This is a genomic window from Desulfomarina sp., from assembly GCF_054039375.1.
Map to the genome: position 1 here is coordinate 1 of NZ_JBPLBA010000042.1, position 18,085 is coordinate 18,085.

Genomic DNA, 18,085 nt, shown 5'->3' on the forward strand with positions numbered 1-18,085 from the left:
AACAGGGATAACTTTTGAAGATGCTGATATTTGCCCTTTACTTAACCATTTATCATAATTAACAATTCTTTTTTCAAGAAAAGGGTCTGTTACATATTTTTTTGTTTTCAACTTACAGCTCCTCATGATTTTTCTTCGGCCCAACAGTATTGATACATGGACACGATACATAATATAACCCTATATCTGGACCAGTTTTCCACCTTAACTCATATCATGATGGTAAAACTGGAAAATAAATTCCATGTATCAGGTTTTTCTTTAAATTTTCCACGATAACTGATATTATCATGCCTAACATGGAAAGCAAGAATAAATTTGTGCCGAATAGAAAATTGAAGCTGCTTGACCAAGTGCGTGAAACCATGCGGTATTATCATTACGCGCTGTCAACAGAAAAGACATATTGTCAATGGATTCTCCGATATATCATTTTCTATAATAAAAAGAGGCATCCGCGTGATATGGGGCCAGAGAGGTTGAGCGTTTTCTCTCTCACCTGGCGTGTCGGGAAAAAGTTTCGGCATCCACTCAGAAACAGGCCTTGAACGCCCTTGTCTTTCTTTACCGCGATGTACTGCAGACTCCCTTGGATAACTCCATAGCTCCGATACGGGCCAAACGCAAAGTGCGGCCGCCCACTGTTCTTTCCGTTGAAGAGGTGGAGAAAGTTTTTTGAACATATGGGAGGGTCTCACCTGTTGATGGCAAAACTTATCTATGGCTCCGGAATACGTCTGATGGAGTGCATAAGGCTTCGCATCCAGGATGTGGATTTTGCCAAAACTATAATTCTCCACCATCTGAACAGCGTTCTTTTTCAGCCTTTATGGCAAAACTGAAGGGAAAAAATCAAGGTGATCAAGACAATTACAATTCCCAGCTCAACCCCTTAATTTAAAAGAACTTGTACCGCATATTTTTTGTTTTTATATTGCTTTCTTATCGCAGCATCAATATTCTGAAAATACAAATCTGGAGGATAGGGCAACGCTGAGGAGCGATCCGGGCACCGTGATTGATACCTAGTGAATGGAGACCCGGTTATAAAAATATTCGGGTTTTCCTCTCCACCCGCTGCTGTAAAACGATGATTACGATTAACAATACCAAAAGCAGGTTGATCATCCGCAACCAAAATGTTGCACCACAAGTATAGGATTGGTGTAACATGCTAATATTCAATAAAAATTACCTTCGCAATTTCTTGTTTTTTATGACAAAAGTTCAGGGGTAAGGCACTAATTGGCAGACAATGGTTGAAAAATAGAGTCACACCTCTGAGCAGTTACATTTAAGGTACTTTTTCCAACCAGAATATTTCCCTTGCCACATTCACGAAGCCGGTATTTTCCTTTTGGGATATTGCTTACCTACCAGACTATTGCAGAATATAGGTTGTGTTGACCATCAGACCCCTGGGGTTTTCCAGGATCTACAACTCAAAGAAAAACGGCAGGCAGACCAGCAGAACAACAGTAAAGAGGATGGTGGCCCCCGACCCGGCCCTGATATAATCCTTTGTCCGATACCCCCCCGGCCGCATGATAAGGGCATTGACCTGATGTGTGGGCAGAATAAAAGTGTTGGATGCGGACATTGCCACAACAACAGCAGCAGCAACAGGATTCGTGCCCGCATCCGCCGCCAGGTTCATGGCCAGGGGTATCATGAGAACAGTCCCTCCGACGTTTGAGGCCACCAGGGAAAAAAAGGAAGTGAGAATCGCCACTACGGCCATCACCACCATGGGAGACGGCACTCCTGTCACGGCCAGGACATGGCCGGCAATATAAGCTGCCGCCCCGGTTTTCTCAAAAGCGGTCCCCAGGGGAATAAGCCCGGCCAGCAGGAAAACCGTCCGCCAGTCAACAGCCTCGTAGGCTCGATCCGCCCTGATAATCCTGGTAATGATCACTCCGAGGGCTCCCGTCAGAAGAGCTATAGACAGTTTAACCTCAAAACTCAATGCCAGAATCATGGATAGAAAGAGAAAGAAAACAGCACATTTTGAGCGCTCCGGTTTCAATCTCTCCCCGTAAATATCACCAATCAGGGCTATATCCATTTTCTGCCGCAGAAGTTCAAACTGCTGCCATGGACCCTGGAGGAGAATGGTATCCCCCTGCCTGAGCTTGGTGACATTGATGTCCTTGAGAATGATATGTTCACCGCGAACAATGGCAAGCGGATTCACCCTGTAGAGAGCACGGAACCTGAGTTCCTCCATGGTATGCTGACTCAGATTGGAATGGGGAATGATCACCCCTTCCATGACCCCTGTCTCCTCCGGGGAATTTTCCTTCTCAAAGACCTCAAACTCAGTTTTAATGCGCCAGCCATGGTCATCGGCAACACGTTTAATCCGTTCTTCCGAGCCGATAATCCAGAGAACATCTCCCGGTTCCACCAGGGAATGCTTTTTCGGCGCAAGATTTTTAACAAAACTCTCGCTTTTTGCGATACCGACTACAGTGATTTCATACTTGGGCCGCAGCTCAAGCTCCCCGAGGGTCTGGGCGGGAAAATACACCGGGACCTCAAGCTCATAACCATGTCCAACCACATCACCATAAATATCCTGGAGCCGTTTTTCAGGACCAAATTCCTCAAGGACACAGGTTTCCGAAGGCAGCAGTTTGGTGCCGAAAAAATAAAAATAGAGGAGCATGCAGACCAGCAGGGCCATACCGATCGGAGTAATGGCAAAAAGTTTCAACGGTACAAACGGAGCCTGGGTTACAGGAGCACCGCTGGACTCCCACCAGCCTGCCATCAGGTCATTCAGCATAATCAGCGGACTCGAACCGATCAGTGTCAGGCATCCACCGGTAATGGCACAGAAACCCATGGGCATCAGGATCCTGGCCGCCGAAATTTTCAGCTGTTTGCTGATGCGCATGGTCGCCGGCAGGAAAACTGCAGCAGCACCGATATTCTGCATAAGGCTTGAAATAACGGCAACCGTCGCTGAAACAATCAGCATAATGCGCTTTTCCCCGGTTCCAGCAATTTTAATTATCTGTGCCGCCACCGTGTTCATAACACCGGTTTTTTTCAATCCGGCTCCTATTATCATAATGGCAATGATGGAAACAACGGCATCGGAACTGAGTCCAGCCACCGCCTCTTCCGGAGTAACCACACCTGATAGCGGCAGCAGAACCATCATGAGAATCCCGACGAGATCAACCCGGAGCAGGTCAAAAACAAAAAGGACCATGGCCAGGCCGAGAAGAACAAAGACTATTATCATTTCCGTGGAAAGAACGACTGGAACCATATAATTTCCGTCAGGCAACTATGAATTTAACGATGACATTAAATACCACTTGGTGCATGATACCACAATTAAGCATAAGGGTAAATATCTCTGTACTCTCATATGGGTAAGTCGATATTTTCGCCGCAATGCAGAAATGGAGAAACAGGACAAAAATAAATATTCTGCAAAAAACTGCAGCACCTGTGAGTAACTATATTTTTTCTTCTAAATAACAAAAGTCTTTTACTGGTACGGAATGAGTTGAAATCCCAATGAATTAGCTTGTTTTTTCAGGTCTCGTTCCATGCGTTGTTTATGAAATTTTTCTTGATCGGCAAAAACAGTTTCATCATAGGTTTTGCCGGTCTTTATTAAATTACGTTTGAAACTGATTATAAAATGATCTGGACTGACACTTTTTCATCTGAATTCCTTATCAATTGAGATTTCCAGTGATTTTTGACCATAGGCTAGCCTGATAAAACAGGCACATCCACAATTGGGCTGAGTTTCATGGGTAATCAAAGTAAAAATTTCTCTTAAAAAAATCATGCGCCGTCATTTTCTTCTTCCGCTGACGGATTCAGCACGTCATTATCGGCTAGATGATTGATATTTTTTTTAGCAGACCGCAGACCATTGTTTTTCAGTGCAAGATTTCTGGACCGTGCCAGCTCACGCATATCGAGCTCTTTGTCGGATTCGTCAATAATCTCCCTGCCAACAATTTCCTCGAGAATGTCTTCCATGGAAATAATCCCCGTCATCGTACCATATTCATCCACTACAACAAAAAGATGTTGCCTGCGGTCAAAAAAATCCACCAGCACACCGTTTAAAGGGGCTGTTTCAGGGACGAAATGGGCAGGATTACTGAATTCGGTCAATTTGCAACTGTTTTTGCCTTCTGCAGCCGCCAGAAGAACATCTTTGCGCATTACAATACCGCTCACATCATTGGGTTCTTTTTTATAAACCGGAATCCTGCTGTGACTTGAAAGTTCTGTAACCATTGTCATCGCATCGCCGACCGTAAGATCTTCATCCATAGAAAAGGTTACCGTCCGTGGGGTCATAACCTGACGGACTATTTTATTTTTTAATTCAATAATATTGTTAATTACCTTCTCTTCCCCAGCTTCAATATCTCCTGATTTAAGAGAAAGAGCGGCAATGGTCTGAATCTCCTCAGCACTGATTGACTCTTCCTTTCTCTCCGGCAGAAGCCTTGTCAAAGACCTGCACACCCATACTATCGGTTTAAGAACAAAAACCATAACTCTCAAAGGATAGGTGATAAGCGGTGCCAGGTTGTATGCAAATGTAACTCCGATTGTTTTCGGAAGAATTTCAGAAAAAATAAGAATCGCCAGGGTAAAGGTGGCCGAAAAATAGAGGAGATTTTCGTCTCCAAACATTTTTGCTGCGGCAGCCCCGGCAACCGCAGCTCCAATGGTGTTGGCAATTGTATTTAAAGTGAGAATGGCTGTTATCGGTTCATCGATATCAGAGCGTAAACGTTTAAGGTGTTCGGCTGCAGGGCGTCCTTTTTTTTTCAGCATCTCAACTTGACTTGCGCTTATACTGTAAAGAACCGCTTCGCAAATCGAACAGAGTGCTGATACCGTGATTGCAAGGGTGATTGCGATTATTAATGTCTGTAACAATACTTTTCTCCAGAATAACAGGTCATAAGACAATCATTCAACTATTCGATAACCTACTAATTATTTTCATTTATGACTATGATGTTTTATATTGAAATCTGATCACCAATGAAATTCAGCCGAATTGGGAATATACTGCTTTATCAGGCCGGCCTGTGGTCAAAAGTCACTGGAAATCTCAATTGATAATGAATTCAAATGAAAAATTGTCAATCCAGATTATTTTTAAACCAGTATAATGTGATTTTTGAAATACGCCTGATAGCAGGTTCATCCCCAGACTTAAAAACAGCAGGCCGGGTTTTGTGTACAATTAATTATTGAAAACAAATCTCGACAAGACCATAGTACTGAGTTTTATGATTCCTTACATGCTCTCCAGCTTTTCACGGTCTCTTCTTTCCCCACAGCCAGGCAAAGAAGGGCCGTGAAAATTCTGCAACGCCTCTTAACGTTTACAGTCCAGGAGGTTATTCGAGAATGCACTTTTCCCCCAACTCCCCGTCATTGTGGAAAAATAATGTCTATTCTCGGACGACATCCTGGAGGGGATAAAAACAAAGAGTAATTGATCCTGATGAGAGCAGTTACGATTTTTGTAATGTTATTTGAATTATAATGTATTTTATCTGATAATAAACAGGGAAGTGATATTTATCTGAAAATCCTCGGCTGAGGGTTGTATTGCCGCAGTCCGGGTTTTCATTGTTTGATCGAACCAGAAGTACATGAATCGTAACTCCTCACAGGAGCAGTAATTCTATGATTCTATTACCTCTGAACTCTAATTGCTCACAGATGGTTTAACTGTTTCCTAAATCCTGCACTTCAGCGCCATTGAACCTCGCATCTTCGGCCGGTAAGCGAAGACTCCGAACTTGCCAATTGCAGAATTTAGGTGTTTGTTTTAAAACACTTCCGATCGATGAGTGATTTGAGGTACCGTAATTCGGAAAGAACAAAAAAGGGATGAAATGAAAGACACACATTGTACTGTTTTCAAAAACAAAGCAGAAAAATATTCCGGTGACCTTCTGGTTGCTCTGATCACTGCCGGCAAGGACGAACAATTCGACGGACCAAAGGAAGTTCAAAATGTTTTAAAAAAAATCAGGTCATTAGACGAATTTAAAGGCAAGAAGGGAACTTCCATACAACTTTATCCCCCCTGGGAATCTCAAGGAAAAAGACTGCCGGCTCAAAGATTACTGCTTATCGGACTTGGGACGGTTGATAAAAAAGATTCTCCGGACACAATCAGGGAACTGCTGAGGACTGCCGCTGGTACTGTTGCGCTCCAATGTGAAAAAAATCGTGCTGAAGATGTATGTGTCATTCTTGGAAAATTCGGTAAACTTTCCCTGTCTGCAGCGGCAGAGGCTCTCACAGAGGGAATACTTCTCGGTGGATATAGCTTCACAAAATACAAGACAGACACCAAAGAACAGTATGCGGGATTGAAAAAGATCATATTCTCCACATCATCTTCAGTCGCAGCAATAAAAAAACATGTGGAAATGGCAGATAGAACCGCAAAAAGTGCTATTGTCGCAAGGAATATGGCAAACGAACCCGGTAATTTCTGGACATCTGGAGAATTTGCCCGATATGGTCGAAAACTTGCCGGAAAATACAATCTGAAATGCAGGGTCTACGGAAAGGGAGATATAAAAAAAATGAAAATGGGTGGTCTCCTGGCTGTCAACCAGGGTTCCCAGGATCCACCGAAACTCATTGTTCTGGAGTACCTTCCTGAAAAAAAATCTGATACGATTCTTCTGGTTGGTAAAGGATTGACTTTTGATTCTGGAGGAATCAGTCTTAAACCGGCAGCAGGCATGATGGACATGAAATATGACATGTGTGGCGGTGCCGCTGTTCTGGCTGTTATGGAAACAGTTGCAAAAGAGAAACCGAAAACAGGGGTTGTTGCTATTGTTCCTGCCACAGACAATATGTCGGGAGCGGGGGCTTTAAAACCAGGTGATGTAATAACTCATTATGATGGTACCACATCAGAAATAGAGAATACAGATGCGGAAGGCCGCCTCATTCTCGCAGATGCTCTTGCCTTTGGTATTAAAAAATTTAAACCAGACTGTGTCATTGATGTTGCAACACTTACAGGTGCGGTAATAGTTGCTCTGGGCCATCATCACTGCGGCATATTTGGCAATAACGATAAACTGGTTGAAAGATTGCTTGACGCTGGAAAAAAATGCGGAGAACCCTTCTGGCGATTGCCCCTTGGAGAATCGTATTCGAAACAGATTAAATCAAGAATCGCAGATATCAAAAACACCGGTGGCCGGGATGGAGGTTCTATTACCGCAGCTGCTTACCTGCAGAACTTTGTTGGAGATATCCCCTGGGCTCATCTTGATATTGCAGGAACTGCGTGGGATTTTACAGAAAAATCATATATTCCGAAAGGGCCTTCAGGGTTTGGTGTAAGGACATTAATAGAAATGATAAGATCGTGGGAAAATGGCATACTTCGTTGAAGTAACTGGCTTCAGGGATTTTAACTGTTTGTTTTTATAGACTTCTGATCACTTGCTGCCATACAGGAGAGTTGTGACGTGGTAAAAAACAGAACTATTATTGTTATCGATAATGAAGTGCTTGCGGCAGACCTCTGTCGTAAGATGCTTCTTCCTCTTGGATTCACTGTTGTCTGTGCATTCAGTGGTGAACAGAGTATCGAGCTCTCTAAAAACAAACGTTTTGATATTGCAATTATTAGTGACGGATTGCACGATATGCCGGGCATCGAGCTTTTTTCACTGCTCAGACAGAAAAATCCGGTTATGTCCGGAATTCTTGTGACCGACCAAACCAGTGTAAAATTGGTTGTAAATGCCATGAACAACGGATTCCAGAGGCTTCTGCAAAAACCCCTCAAAGGGCCGTCTCTTGTTGCCGCTGTGCAGGATACATTGGAAATTGTTGAGCTTTATGAAGAAAATATCAGGATGAATACATTGCTTCCACTGTATGAACTTGGTGAAAAATTCATGAAAGCTGAAGACGAAACCGAAGTTTATCAGGAATTACTGACAGTAATAAAACAGGAATTCGACGTCACATCTGTTTCGATTATGATGTTTGATCAGGATGAAGAAGTATTAAGAATTGTGGCTTCTTTCGGCATTGACCCTGAAATAGCCAGCAGGGTAAGAATCAAACCGGGTGAAAAAATTGCCGGAAAAGTTTTTAAGCTCAAAAAGCCGGTCATATTGAATCGAAGTGAGAAAAATCCCGACCAGTTTCTTGATCTGCTGAAAAGAAAAGAAATAGCTGCTTCCATTTGTTTTCCAATGGGAAACATGGATAAAGTTATAGGCATGGTCAATATTGCCCAGACAAAAGAAGATACTGTTTTCAGCAGTGGTGATATCGAAATGCTGTCGGTGATAGTAAAACAGTCGCTTATGGCCCTGGAAAAAATCTGGTCTATAAAAAAAAGAGAAGAAACCTGCAGGGTCACCTCTCTTCTGGAACAATATGTCTCTCCGGAAATATCGGAAATTCTTGCCGCTAAAAAAGATTTCCCGGTAGACTCCGGAAAAGTATTGGAACTGACGATACTTTTTGCTGATATCAGAAAATTTACTCTTCTAGTACAGCGCCTGCCACCTGCAAAACTGAGAATATTTCTCAATGAATTTTTTGAACTTTTTACTGAAATTGTTTTTTCCTGCAGAGGAATGCTCGACAAATTCATGGGGGATGCTGCCCTGGTTATTTTCGGGGCACCTCTTGAGATCGATGCACCATCTCTTGCTGCTGTCAGTGCAGCGGAGCAGATAATGAGAGAATTTGAGGTTCTCAGGTGTTCATGGGCAAAGAAAGACCCGGTCTTCAAAGAAATCGGTCTGGGAATAGGTGTCAGCCGGGGACCAATGTTTCTCGGTAATGTGGGATCAGTCAGACGCCTTGACTACACTGTAATAGGTACGGATGTCAATATAGCGCAACGACTGGCTTCAGAGACGGCGTCAGGACAGATACTGCTGACGGAAACGGTCTATAATGATATTAAGAAAACGTACAAAGTAAAAAAACCAGGAGAAAAGAAATTACTGCGGGGTATGGATTCCGAGATTGTGGTATACTCCCTGGTGTCACGTCAAAGCTGTCCATAGTCGCAGCCATCCCGATAGGTAAGCGAAGACTCCGAACTTGCCAATTGCAGGATCTATGTATCAATTGAACTTTCCAATGATTTTTGACCGCAGGTCAGCCTGATAACACAGGCCTACCGCCAATCCGGCTGAGTTTCACGGATAATCAGTAACGAATTTATAATAAATTTTCAGGTTCTCATAAAAAAACACGAAGCTGTCATAAATTCAGGACTCAGATAAAAGTACCATTATCTGATCACGAAAGGCAACTGTGTCTTTTGGAAAAAGTTTCCGTCCTCGGCGTATTTCAATACTGCCGTTTACTTTTACCTCTCCCTCAAGAATGACGATTTTTGCTTCGACACCATCTTGAACAAGATCTGCAAATTTTAAGAACTGTCCCAATCTGATCGGCATTTTTTTTACTATAATCACTACAGGATTTTCAGACATTTTTGTATATTGCAATGAGTTTTCTCTCTTCTGAATTCTTGACCGGCCATGGACCGTAAGGTAAAGTACTTGAAAAATAATGAGAAAATTATTTTATAATAGAGTATTCATTTTAATGAAACGTTACTGTTCACAGGGTAAATAACTTTTTGGTTTATTACCTGGTGCCTGTGACCCGTAATTGCTCTCCTGTCGTAAATTTTTTAGTTCTTTTGCTCACTGCAGCCTTGCCAGTGTGGACAGAAAACCCCACAAAAAAGGTGAGGGTTGTGAGTGATTACAGTTCAGAGGTAATAAAATCACAGAGTTACGAAGCCGATGGGCAATTATATATTAAAAATCATTTTAAAAGGGAGTATGAACTATGAAATGTAACACAGTTTTCAATATTATTGTCAGGTGTTGCGCCGTTATACCTGTATTGATTCTTTTAAATGGCTGTGTTGGCATGGGATTTAATTCCTCCCCTCCTCCTGAAGAAGACAGCAGTCTTGCCCCCGTAACCACAATGGTAGAGAGTTATGGCGATATCGAATTGCCTATTGAAATGAAACTTGTTTCCAAAAAAAGCATGGCAATGCGTACGGACTCTTTTCAGGGCGGTATTCATATATATCGGGGCAGGGTGGAGATTTCCTCCCTCAGGGATTATATTGTAGCCTCCATGAGAAATCACAAATGGAAGATGGTCGGGGAAGCTTCCTACAATAATGTAATGCTCGCTTTTACAAAACCAAACAAAACCTGCATGGTGGTTCTCTATGAGGATTCTGCAGGAATTCTTGGCAAGACTCAAGCCAATTTTTATGTGACTGTTGATGTGGCTGCCGCCAGCCGATTGAATCCTTTTGGTGAACCAATCAAACAGTAGAACCGTGAGAATGATGCCGGCCAGGCCGAGTTCCACGGGCAAAAAAAGATATCCTCTTATCAGGCGGAAATGTTTCCGCCTGATATTCTCTTCGTTATAACGGCCGAGATCCTCATAAATTCCTCAATCGTTATACGTTCAGGCCTGATTGAAGGGGCAAGACCAGCCTCTTCAATTGCCTGTTTTGTCAATTCCTTATTCTTTCTGCCATCCCCGTTCAACTGTTTCAGGAAAAAGCCACCACCACTGAGGGTATTCAACACGGTTTTTCTTCTCTGGCTGAATGCGACACGAACCACTCTGCGAAAAACTGGTGGAACAGAATTCTTATCCTTAAAGCCACCGGGAAAGAAAACAGCAGGAGAATTGAAATCAATTTTTACTACGACAGAATCTATTTTCGGTCGTGGATGAAATTCAGTTGGTTTGAGTGTCATCAGTTTTTCAACTGAAGCACAGGCACCCAGGAGAATGGTTGGGATACCATATTCCTTTGTCCCCGGATGGGCAACAAGTCTGTCAGCCACCTCTTTCTGCAGCATAACAGTTGCTGTTGATATAAGTGTATGATTTTCAATAAGCTTGAATATAAAAGGATTGGAAATAGAATAGGGGAGATTGGCAAGAATAACAAGATCACCAACCCTGCTGTGCAGTTCTTTTAAATCAGTTTTAAGAATATCATTGTGAACGAGGGTTACATTTTCCGGCAGTTCACCTTTCTCCCTGTGCATTCTGATGATACCGCTGTCAATTTCATAGCCATACACATGATGAACTGCCCGGGCGAGAGGGAGTGTCAGGGCACCAAGACCGACTCCAACTTCAATCACAGAATCTCTTTTATTGAGCCGGGCACACCTGACTATATTTTCAGCCGTTGATTTATGGATAAGAAAATTTTGTCCGAATCGCTTTTTTGGGGCAAGGCCCTGATTTTTTAATGTTGCTCTGGTTTGTTGGTATTTAAGCATTTAAATGTTTTTAAAATTCTTGCCGATTTTCATGGAACGTCTGAAAAAATAAAGGGCTATGAAATAACTTAGAAGACTCAAAGGAAGAGCAAACAGGATAGAACCGGACACCATTACAGTAATTGTTTCATATCCAAGATTGCCCAAAACAGCCAATGAAGAGGAAATACTTTCAGAATGCAGCAACTGATCAACAACAGCCCTGATTTTCAGCCAGCTCACCTCATTGGCAGTAAAAATATTTCCAAAACGAACGGAAAAATAATAAATCGGGAAATATGTTAATGGATTACAGACCACCCAACTGGAAAGTATTCCGGCAATTGTTGATGTTCTTGAAACAACTGTCATACCAATGACCAACAGGGTATGAAAAGGTATCGTCGGGGTCAGGCCCACAAAAACACCTATGGCGGTGCCACCGGCAAGAAGAGCGGGATCTCCTTTCAGTCGTTTAAATCTCAGATAATAGTACCTGTTTATTCTTCTCAGATTCAAAATAAAATTTTTAAATTGTGCTCTGATGGTCTGTTCAGTTCAGTTTGTTATTGAACTGAATTTTTTTCTTGATTACCCATAAAACTCAGCCAAATTGTGGATGTGCCTGTCTGTAAGTACCATTTACGGATTCCGTTTCAATACAGATTCGACCTGGAATAAACATCTTCATTCATCCCGTCCTGTCCATGAGTCTTATATTTGTGATACCCGGAAACCCCTATCATTGCAGCGTTATCCGTACAGTATATCGGTTCAGGAACAAAAAAAGAAATGTTTTCATCCCGGCACCTCTCACCGAAAACCTGGCGTAACCGACAGTTACATGACACGCCTCCTCCCAGTACAACAGTACTTATTCCATATTTACCGGCAGCCAGAATAGTTTTTCCAACGAGTACATCCACCACCGCTTCCTGGAAGGACGCACAGATATCATGCAGAGGAATCTTATCCTCCGTATAGCGTCGGCAATAGTTTAAAACCGAGGTTTTTAAACCGCTGAAACTGAAATCAAGAGATTCTTTTTCAAGCCAGGCTCGTGGAAATGTAACACTCTTCGAATCTCCTGTCAGCGCCTTTTCAGCTATGTGAGGTCCTCCTGGATAGGGTAAATTAAGAAGTTTGGCAATTTTGTCAAAAGCCTCTCCCGCCGCATCATCTCTGGTTCTTCCAAGCAGGGTAAACTTTGTGAAACTTTCGGCAAGATAAATCGAAGAGGTTCCACCGGAGACAACCAGTGAAATAAATGGGAAGGTGGGCTGATTTTCATTCTCATTGAGAAAAACTGAAAGGATATGGCCGCTCATATGATCAACACCAACCAAAGGTACTGAATGAACATGGGCCAGGGCCCTGGCAAAGGAAAAACCGACCAGCAGTGAACCGGTCAGTCCAGGTCCCTGGGTGACGGCTATTAAATCAATTTCCTTGAGATCAGTGTTCCCCCGCCTGAGGGCCTCCCGGACAACGGGCTCAATATTTTTAAGATGTTGCCTGGAGGCAAGTTCAGGAACAACTCCGCCAAAAGGTGTGTGGATTTCATCCTGGCTGCTGAGTACATTGGAGATCAAAGTGTCATTGTCAAGTATTGCAGCCGCTGTATCATCACAGGATGTCTCAATTGCCAGTATCAACATGATTGTTCTTCTTTTTTAAACTAACCCTTTATATTTCCTGATTATTAATGAAACACATCCCCGGCCTCACAAATAGACAGTCTGAGTTTTGTACGTGATTAGATTATAGGTTAATTTCACCTGATTCCATCGTCTGCCACTGCAGAATAACTGCCGTTATTACTTTTTCTTTGCTGAAAAGATGTTATTTTATGAATTAACCATCTGTTTCAGATTTAGGTTGTATTCTTTCCCAACGATAGATTAAAAAGGAACCACTGTATAATTGGTTTAAATAAAAGTCAATGACTCCTCAGGACTGCACCTGTAAAATGAAAAAATACGATGTTATATCAGCATATTGCAACGTATCTGCCGGTTGCAGGATTGAGGTAAAACAATAACTGCATAAAAGATTGTGACAGAGAAAATAAAAAAAAACTTACAGATGCACCCGTTAGTTGATCAATTTTCCCGCACCATTTCATACCTTCGTCTTTCTATAACCGATCGGTGTAATCTTCGCTGCATGTATTGCATGCCAAAGGATGAACAGGATAGTGCAACCTTTTCCAAAACAGGAGAACTTCTCCATCCTTCAGACCTGCTCAGCTACGAAGAACTCCTGCGTGTTGTCCGGATTGCCGTTGAAATGGGCATGAACAAACTTCGTCTTACGGGGGGAGAACCACTTGTAAGGCGTGGAATTCTCGATTTTATCCATGAACTGTTTCTTCTAAAAGGCCTGAATGAAGTGCGATTGACCACGAATGGGGTCCTTCTTTCTGATTATGCTGAAAGATTGTATAACGAGGGAGTACGACATATCAACGTGTCCCTGGATACTCTTCATGAAAAGAAATTTCAAAAAATTACCGGACGAAACTATTTTCAGAAGGTGTGGGAAGGACTGCTCAAAGCAAGAGATCTTGGTTTTAAAATAAAAATCAACGTTGTTGCCATGAAGGGTATCAATGATGATGAGTTTGGCGATTTCGCCCGTCTTGCACTTCAGGAACCATTTCAGGTTCGCTTTATTGAATTTATGCCCTTAGGAGAAAAAAGCAGCTGGCAGAAGGAACAGTTTATCAAAACTGAAGACATAAAAAAATCCATTGAAAAAGCAGGAGAACTGTCACCTGTGAAGAACAGTCGGGCAAAGGGACCAGCGCGGGTATATGAACTGACGGATTCTTCAGATAGAAAGGGAACTGTCGGGTTTATTTCCCCGATAAGTCATCATTTCTGTGATCAGTGTAATCGCCTGAGACTGACTTCAGGAGGACAGCTTCGATCATGTCTCCTCAATGACATGGAGACTGACCTGAAAAGTCTGCTGCGAAACGGTGCCACTGACGAAAAACTGAGAGACAGTATACGACAGACTATTCTTGATAAACCCAAAGGGCACAGCCTCCAGGAAGACTGTGAGGGTGCTGGCAGACCCACGTGCAGTGGTCAAATGTCGAGAATCGGGGGATGAATCGTAACTCTTCTCTGGGGCAGCAAGTCTAAGATTTTATAACCTTTGAGCTGTAACTGCTCACAGTGCCGCAGATTTTTGCAGGCTCTTTAGTTCGCTTGTCTGGCCAGAAATGAGGATTTTTGTTCGAGACCAAGGCGCACGGGAAATTTTACCGCAGGCATACAATTGATATCGGAGTCTACGCTTACCTCCGAGGTTAAAATTTCACGGGCAACGCAGATATCGGCCAAAAGGACCAACTATGGACAGGCACTCGCCAACAGTCGGGGTGCCTGTAAGCAATTACGATGAATCAGCCTGGGGATAGGACCCGAGCCATTCAAAATAGGAGCAGAGCTGTTTCAGTCGCTGGCAGCCCCTGTCGATTTTCTCATCCCTGACATGGCCCATCATATCTAGAAAAAACAGGTATTTCCATTGTTTCCCTTTGATGGGTCTCGATTCTATTTTGGCCAGATTGATATCTTCTTCGGAAAGAACCGTGAGGATCTCATTTAACGCTCCGGGCCGATCCATCAACCCGATAAGGAGAGAAGTCCTGTCACGGCCACTTGGGCTCGGTGATTTTTTGCCGATAACAAGGAACCTGGTGGTATTCCCACGGTAATCCTCAATACCTTTTACCACAACCTGCAATTCATACGTTTTGATTGCAAGAGAGGAAGCAATTGCTCCTATATTGGGATTATTTGCTGCCATCTGGGCAGCAGCACCGGTAGAAAAAACCGGCAGTGTTGGAATGGAAGGCAGATGCCTCCTGAGCCACTCCCGACATTGTGCCAGAGGCTGTGCATGCGAAGCTACTGTCTGAATATCCTGGATATCCCCTGAGCGACATACAAGATTGTGGCTTATCTCCAGACGCACTTCGCCACAGATCTGCACCTTGTAATTCATAAAACAGTCCAGAGTTGAAAATACAGCGCCTTCAATGGAGTTTTCCACCGGCACGATACCGTAGCGGGTTCTTCCCTTCTCCACTTCAGCAAAGACATCATCAATGGTATCTGCTGCCTTGTACTCTGCTGAGTGACCAAAATATTTCACTCCGGCAAGGTGACTGAATGTTGCTTCCGGCCCTAAAAAAGCAACCTCTGCTTTTTTCTGGGACAGTCTGCAGGTCGTGATAATTTCGTGAAAAATCGACTTTAATGCATCAGTCGGGAATACCTCGTTATTCTCTTTCAGCAACCTGTCATATATTTCTCTTTCCCTGAGGGGATCCCATTTTGCCCTGTTTCCTTCATTTTTCAGCAATCCAACCTGTTTGGCACAAGCCAGTCTTTTTTTGAGTAGATCAAGAATCCGGTTGTCAATGGCATCAATTTCATGACGGATTTCCAGTATATTATCTTTTTTTTCAGTCACTGTTGTTTTCCTGTGATTTTTGAAATCCCCTGTATAATAATCTTTCTACAGGAGAATCTGTTTCAGCAGACCTACCGTCTTCATTTCCGGTTACAGGAAGTGAAGATCGGGAAAAAGGGTAATTAGGTATTGACCAAACTGTAAGAAAACAAATAAAGTAGGCTGGAGAACAGGTTCTGTCAAGTGACTCATAGTCTGATTCATCTATATTCAACTGTAATTACTCACAGGCACCCTTGGTTTTCACGGTCTCTTTTGTCTATCGAGAGAGGTAAAAGCGAACAAAAAGGCTGCAAAAAATTTGTGGCGCCACTGAGCAGTTACCGGTCAGAGGCAATAAAAGCACAGGGTTATTGCCCCTGTGATTAGTTTCATTCAAATTTGGAATATCATGGGAAAGAAAAAAATCGAAAAAACGTATGATGAAATCAATGCCAAAATCAAAGACGGTAATGTTGTCGTTGTCACTGCTGAAGAGATGATAGACATTGTCCAAAAAGAGGGAAAGGAAGGCGCTGCTGCAAAAGTTGATATAGTAACAACCGGAACATTTGCTCCCATGTGTTCGTCCGGAATGTTTTTCAACTTTGGTCAGATGACCCCAACCATCAAAGCATCCAGAGTATGGCTCAACAAGGTTCCGGCTTATGCCGGCCTTGCTGCAGTTGATGCCTATATTGGTGCCACCGAACCTGCTGAAGATGACCCTCTGAATAAAATATATCCCGGAGAATTCAGATATGGTGGTGGTCATGTTATAGAACAGCTTCTCAGGGGAGAAAAGGTTCTGCTTGAGGCCAAGGCATACGGCACGGACTGTTATGCCGCCAGAAAAATGAAAAAGGAGATCGGTCTTTCAGACCTTTCTTATGCCATGCTCTGCAATCCCAGAAACGGCTATCAGAATTATAATTGTGCAATCAACCTGTCAGACAAAGCTGTATATACTTATATGGGCATGCTCAAGGCCCGTTGCAGAAATGCAAATTACTGCAGTGCCGGTGCGCTGAGTCCTCTTTTAAATGATCCTTTTTATAAGACTATTGGAGTGGGAACAAGGATTTTTCTTGGGGGAGGATATGGCTATGTAACCTGGCGGGGGACTCAACACAATCCAACAGTTCCCCGAACAACAGGGGGCGTACCGGTGAAACCAGCCGGTACCCTGATGGTTCAAGGAGATTTAAAACAGATGTCTGCTGAATGGCTGAGAGGTGTTTCCATTCAAGGTTACGGGAGCTCCATGGCTGTCGGCCTGGGAATCCCCATTCCCGTGCTTAATGCCGAAATGGCTGGTTTCACAGGTGTTTCTGACCGGGATATTGTCACTCAGGTCATCGATTACGGGCATGACTACACAAATGGAATAGCCAGAAGTTATGGAGAGGTGAATTATGAGGAGCTGCAATCAGGCGAAATAACAGTAAATGGGAAAAAAGTTAAGACAGTTCCTCTCTCCAGTCGGGTGAAAGCTCGTGAAATAGCAATATTACTGAAAAAAGAAATAAAGAGTGGGGATTTTTATCTTAATAAGCCGGCAGAGTTGTTGCCTGATGGATATTAAATTTGCCTGTCCATAAATGTGCAATTCCGAACAGAATCAAGAACTGAAAAAAATAAGAACCGTTGGAATCACTTGATCAAAAATACATCAACCTGCTTGATTCATTAGCAAAAATGAACAGGGTCGTTGTAGCCTTTTCCGGTGGCGTCGATTCAACCCTTCTGCTCTATGCTGCCATAGAATCCATTGGTCCTGCAAATGTAACGGCTGCAACATTATCCAGCAACATTGTTCCGACTATTGCTGCTGAAAATTGCAAACAGGTCTTTAGCAGACATTTTGCCCGAAAAATCTTACTCAAGGAGGTGAAAACAGACCCTTTCAGCTGGGAGGGATTTACAGACAATTCTGTGAAAAGATGCTATTTTTGTAAAAAAAATATGTATCGTTGTCTTCTTGATACTCTTTGCAGACCAGGAAAAGACGTCAGTCTTATCGACGGGACAAACAGTGATGATCTAAAAGCGGACAGGCCAGGATACATGGCACTGCTTGAACTGGGTGTAGCCACGCCACTGGCCGATGCAGACTTGAAGAAAAAGGAAATCAGGGCTCTGGCCCGTAATTTTGGTCTGATAAATTTCAATAAAGCTTCGAACTCATGCCTGGCAACCCGTATTCCGACAGGAACCGAACTGAACACGGCGATTCTTCGCTCTGTTGACCGGGCAGAAAAGTTCCTTTTTGATCA

At 43.1% G+C, this 18,085-nt stretch carries 13 protein-coding genes and 1 pseudogene; 7 read left to right on the plus strand and 7 right to left on the minus strand.

Annotated features, from left to right (window positions below; genetic code table 11):
• Nucleotides 1–365 precede the first annotated feature (365 nt).
• Nucleotides 366–535: pseudogene (locus ACXLDX_RS02445) on the plus strand (site-specific integrase); the annotation flags it as partial.
• Nucleotides 536–1,435: 900 nt separating this feature from the next.
• Here the strand turns inward: ACXLDX_RS02445 and ACXLDX_RS02450 are convergent.
• Both ACXLDX_RS02450 and ACXLDX_RS02455 read right to left on the minus strand, forming a co-directional pair.
• Nucleotides 1,436–3,283, minus strand: coding sequence for an SLC13 family permease (locus ACXLDX_RS02450; protein ID WP_457575604.1), 1,848 nt, complete (start codon nucleotides 3,281–3,283; stop codon nucleotides 1,436–1,438).
• A gap of 530 nt (nucleotides 3,284–3,813) precedes the next feature.
• Nucleotides 3,814–4,932 (minus strand): hemolysin family protein, encoded by a 1,119-nt coding sequence (locus ACXLDX_RS02455; protein WP_457575605.1) that lies wholly within the window; start codon nucleotides 4,930–4,932, stop codon nucleotides 3,814–3,816.
• A gap of 974 nt (nucleotides 4,933–5,906) precedes the next feature.
• Between ACXLDX_RS02455 and ACXLDX_RS02460 the strand changes: the two genes are divergently transcribed.
• Nucleotides 5,907–7,436, plus strand: a complete 1,530-nt coding sequence (locus ACXLDX_RS02460) for a leucyl aminopeptidase (protein WP_457575606.1) — start codon at nucleotides 5,907–5,909, stop codon at nucleotides 7,434–7,436.
• A 78-nt stretch (nucleotides 7,437–7,514) separates the two neighbouring features.
• Nucleotides 7,515–9,080 (plus strand): adenylate/guanylate cyclase domain-containing protein, encoded by a 1,566-nt coding sequence (locus ACXLDX_RS02465; protein WP_457575607.1) that lies wholly within the window; start codon nucleotides 7,515–7,517, stop codon nucleotides 9,078–9,080.
• 207 nt (nucleotides 9,081–9,287) lie between these two features.
• Here ACXLDX_RS02465 and ACXLDX_RS02470 read toward each other — a convergent pair whose 3' ends face one another.
• Nucleotides 9,288–9,530: an RNA-binding S4 domain-containing protein gene (locus ACXLDX_RS02470; RefSeq protein ID WP_457575608.1), complete on the minus strand. Its 243-nt coding sequence runs from the start codon at nucleotides 9,528–9,530 to the stop codon at nucleotides 9,288–9,290.
• A gap of 349 nt (nucleotides 9,531–9,879) precedes the next feature.
• On the opposite strand from ACXLDX_RS02470, the gene ACXLDX_RS02475 reads away from it, so the two are divergent.
• Nucleotides 9,880–10,386 (plus strand): hypothetical protein, encoded by a 507-nt coding sequence (locus ACXLDX_RS02475; RefSeq protein WP_457575609.1) that lies wholly within the window; start codon nucleotides 9,880–9,882, stop codon nucleotides 10,384–10,386.
• Nucleotides 10,387–10,445: 59 nt separating this feature from the next.
• Here the strand turns inward: ACXLDX_RS02475 and rsmA are convergent, their stop codons facing one another.
• The 3 genes from rsmA to tsaD form a co-directional block, all read right to left on the minus strand.
• Entirely contained in the window at nucleotides 10,446–11,360 is a 915-nt protein-coding gene (gene rsmA, locus ACXLDX_RS02480) for a 16S rRNA (adenine(1518)-N(6)/adenine(1519)-N(6))-dimethyltransferase RsmA (RefSeq protein ID WP_457575610.1), read from the minus strand.
• Nucleotides 11,361–11,858: a DUF2062 domain-containing protein gene (locus ACXLDX_RS02485; protein ID WP_457575611.1), complete on the minus strand. Its 498-nt coding sequence runs from the start codon at nucleotides 11,856–11,858 to the stop codon at nucleotides 11,361–11,363.
• Nucleotides 11,859–11,995: 137 nt separating this feature from the next.
• Entirely contained in the window at nucleotides 11,996–12,997 is a 1,002-nt protein-coding gene (tsaD, locus tag ACXLDX_RS02490; RefSeq protein WP_457575612.1) for a tRNA (adenosine(37)-N6)-threonylcarbamoyltransferase complex transferase subunit TsaD, read from the minus strand.
• 427 nt (nucleotides 12,998–13,424) lie between these two features.
• Between tsaD and moaA the strand changes: the two genes are divergently transcribed.
• Nucleotides 13,425–14,459: a GTP 3',8-cyclase MoaA gene (gene moaA / locus ACXLDX_RS02495; RefSeq protein WP_457575613.1), complete on the plus strand. Its 1,035-nt coding sequence runs from the start codon at nucleotides 13,425–13,427 to the stop codon at nucleotides 14,457–14,459.
• Between the two features lie 285 nt (nucleotides 14,460–14,744).
• On the opposite strand, the gene pheA is transcribed toward moaA, so the two are convergent.
• Nucleotides 14,745–15,830, minus strand: a complete 1,086-nt coding sequence (gene pheA / locus ACXLDX_RS02500; protein ID WP_457575614.1) for a prephenate dehydratase — start codon at nucleotides 15,828–15,830, stop codon at nucleotides 14,745–14,747.
• Nucleotides 15,831–16,221: 391 nt separating this feature from the next.
• Between pheA and ACXLDX_RS02505 the strand changes: the two genes are divergently transcribed.
• Together ACXLDX_RS02505 and larE are read left to right on the plus strand one after the other, a co-directional pair.
• Nucleotides 16,222–17,394, plus strand: coding sequence for a homocysteine biosynthesis protein (locus ACXLDX_RS02505; RefSeq protein WP_457575615.1), 1,173 nt, complete (start codon nucleotides 16,222–16,224; stop codon nucleotides 17,392–17,394).
• Nucleotides 17,395–17,507: 113 nt separating this feature from the next.
• Nucleotides 17,508–18,085, plus strand: a 578-nt coding sequence (gene larE / locus ACXLDX_RS02510) for an ATP-dependent sacrificial sulfur transferase LarE (RefSeq protein WP_457575616.1), incomplete at its 3' end; no start/stop codon positions are given.

Coding starts and splice junctions, on each gene's coding strand:
- ACXLDX_RS02450 (WP_457575604.1), bottom strand. CDS start 3,283: ATGGTTCCAGTCGTTCTTTCCACGGAAATGATAATAGTCTTTGTTCTT.
- ACXLDX_RS02460 (WP_457575606.1), top strand. CDS start 5,907: ATGAAAGACACACATTGTACTGTTTTCAAAAACAAAGCAGAAAAATAT.
- ACXLDX_RS02475 (WP_457575609.1), top strand. CDS start 9,880: ATGAAATGTAACACAGTTTTCAATATTATTGTCAGGTGTTGCGCCGTT.
- rsmA (WP_457575610.1), bottom strand. CDS start 11,360: ATGCTTAAATACCAACAAACCAGAGCAACATTAAAAAATCAGGGCCTT.
- tsaD (WP_457575612.1), bottom strand. CDS start 12,997: ATGTTGATACTGGCAATTGAGACATCCTGTGATGATACAGCGGCTGCA.
- moaA (WP_457575613.1), top strand. CDS start 13,425: ATGCACCCGTTAGTTGATCAATTTTCCCGCACCATTTCATACCTTCGT.
- ACXLDX_RS02505 (WP_457575615.1), top strand. CDS start 16,222: ATGGGAAAGAAAAAAATCGAAAAAACGTATGATGAAATCAATGCCAAA.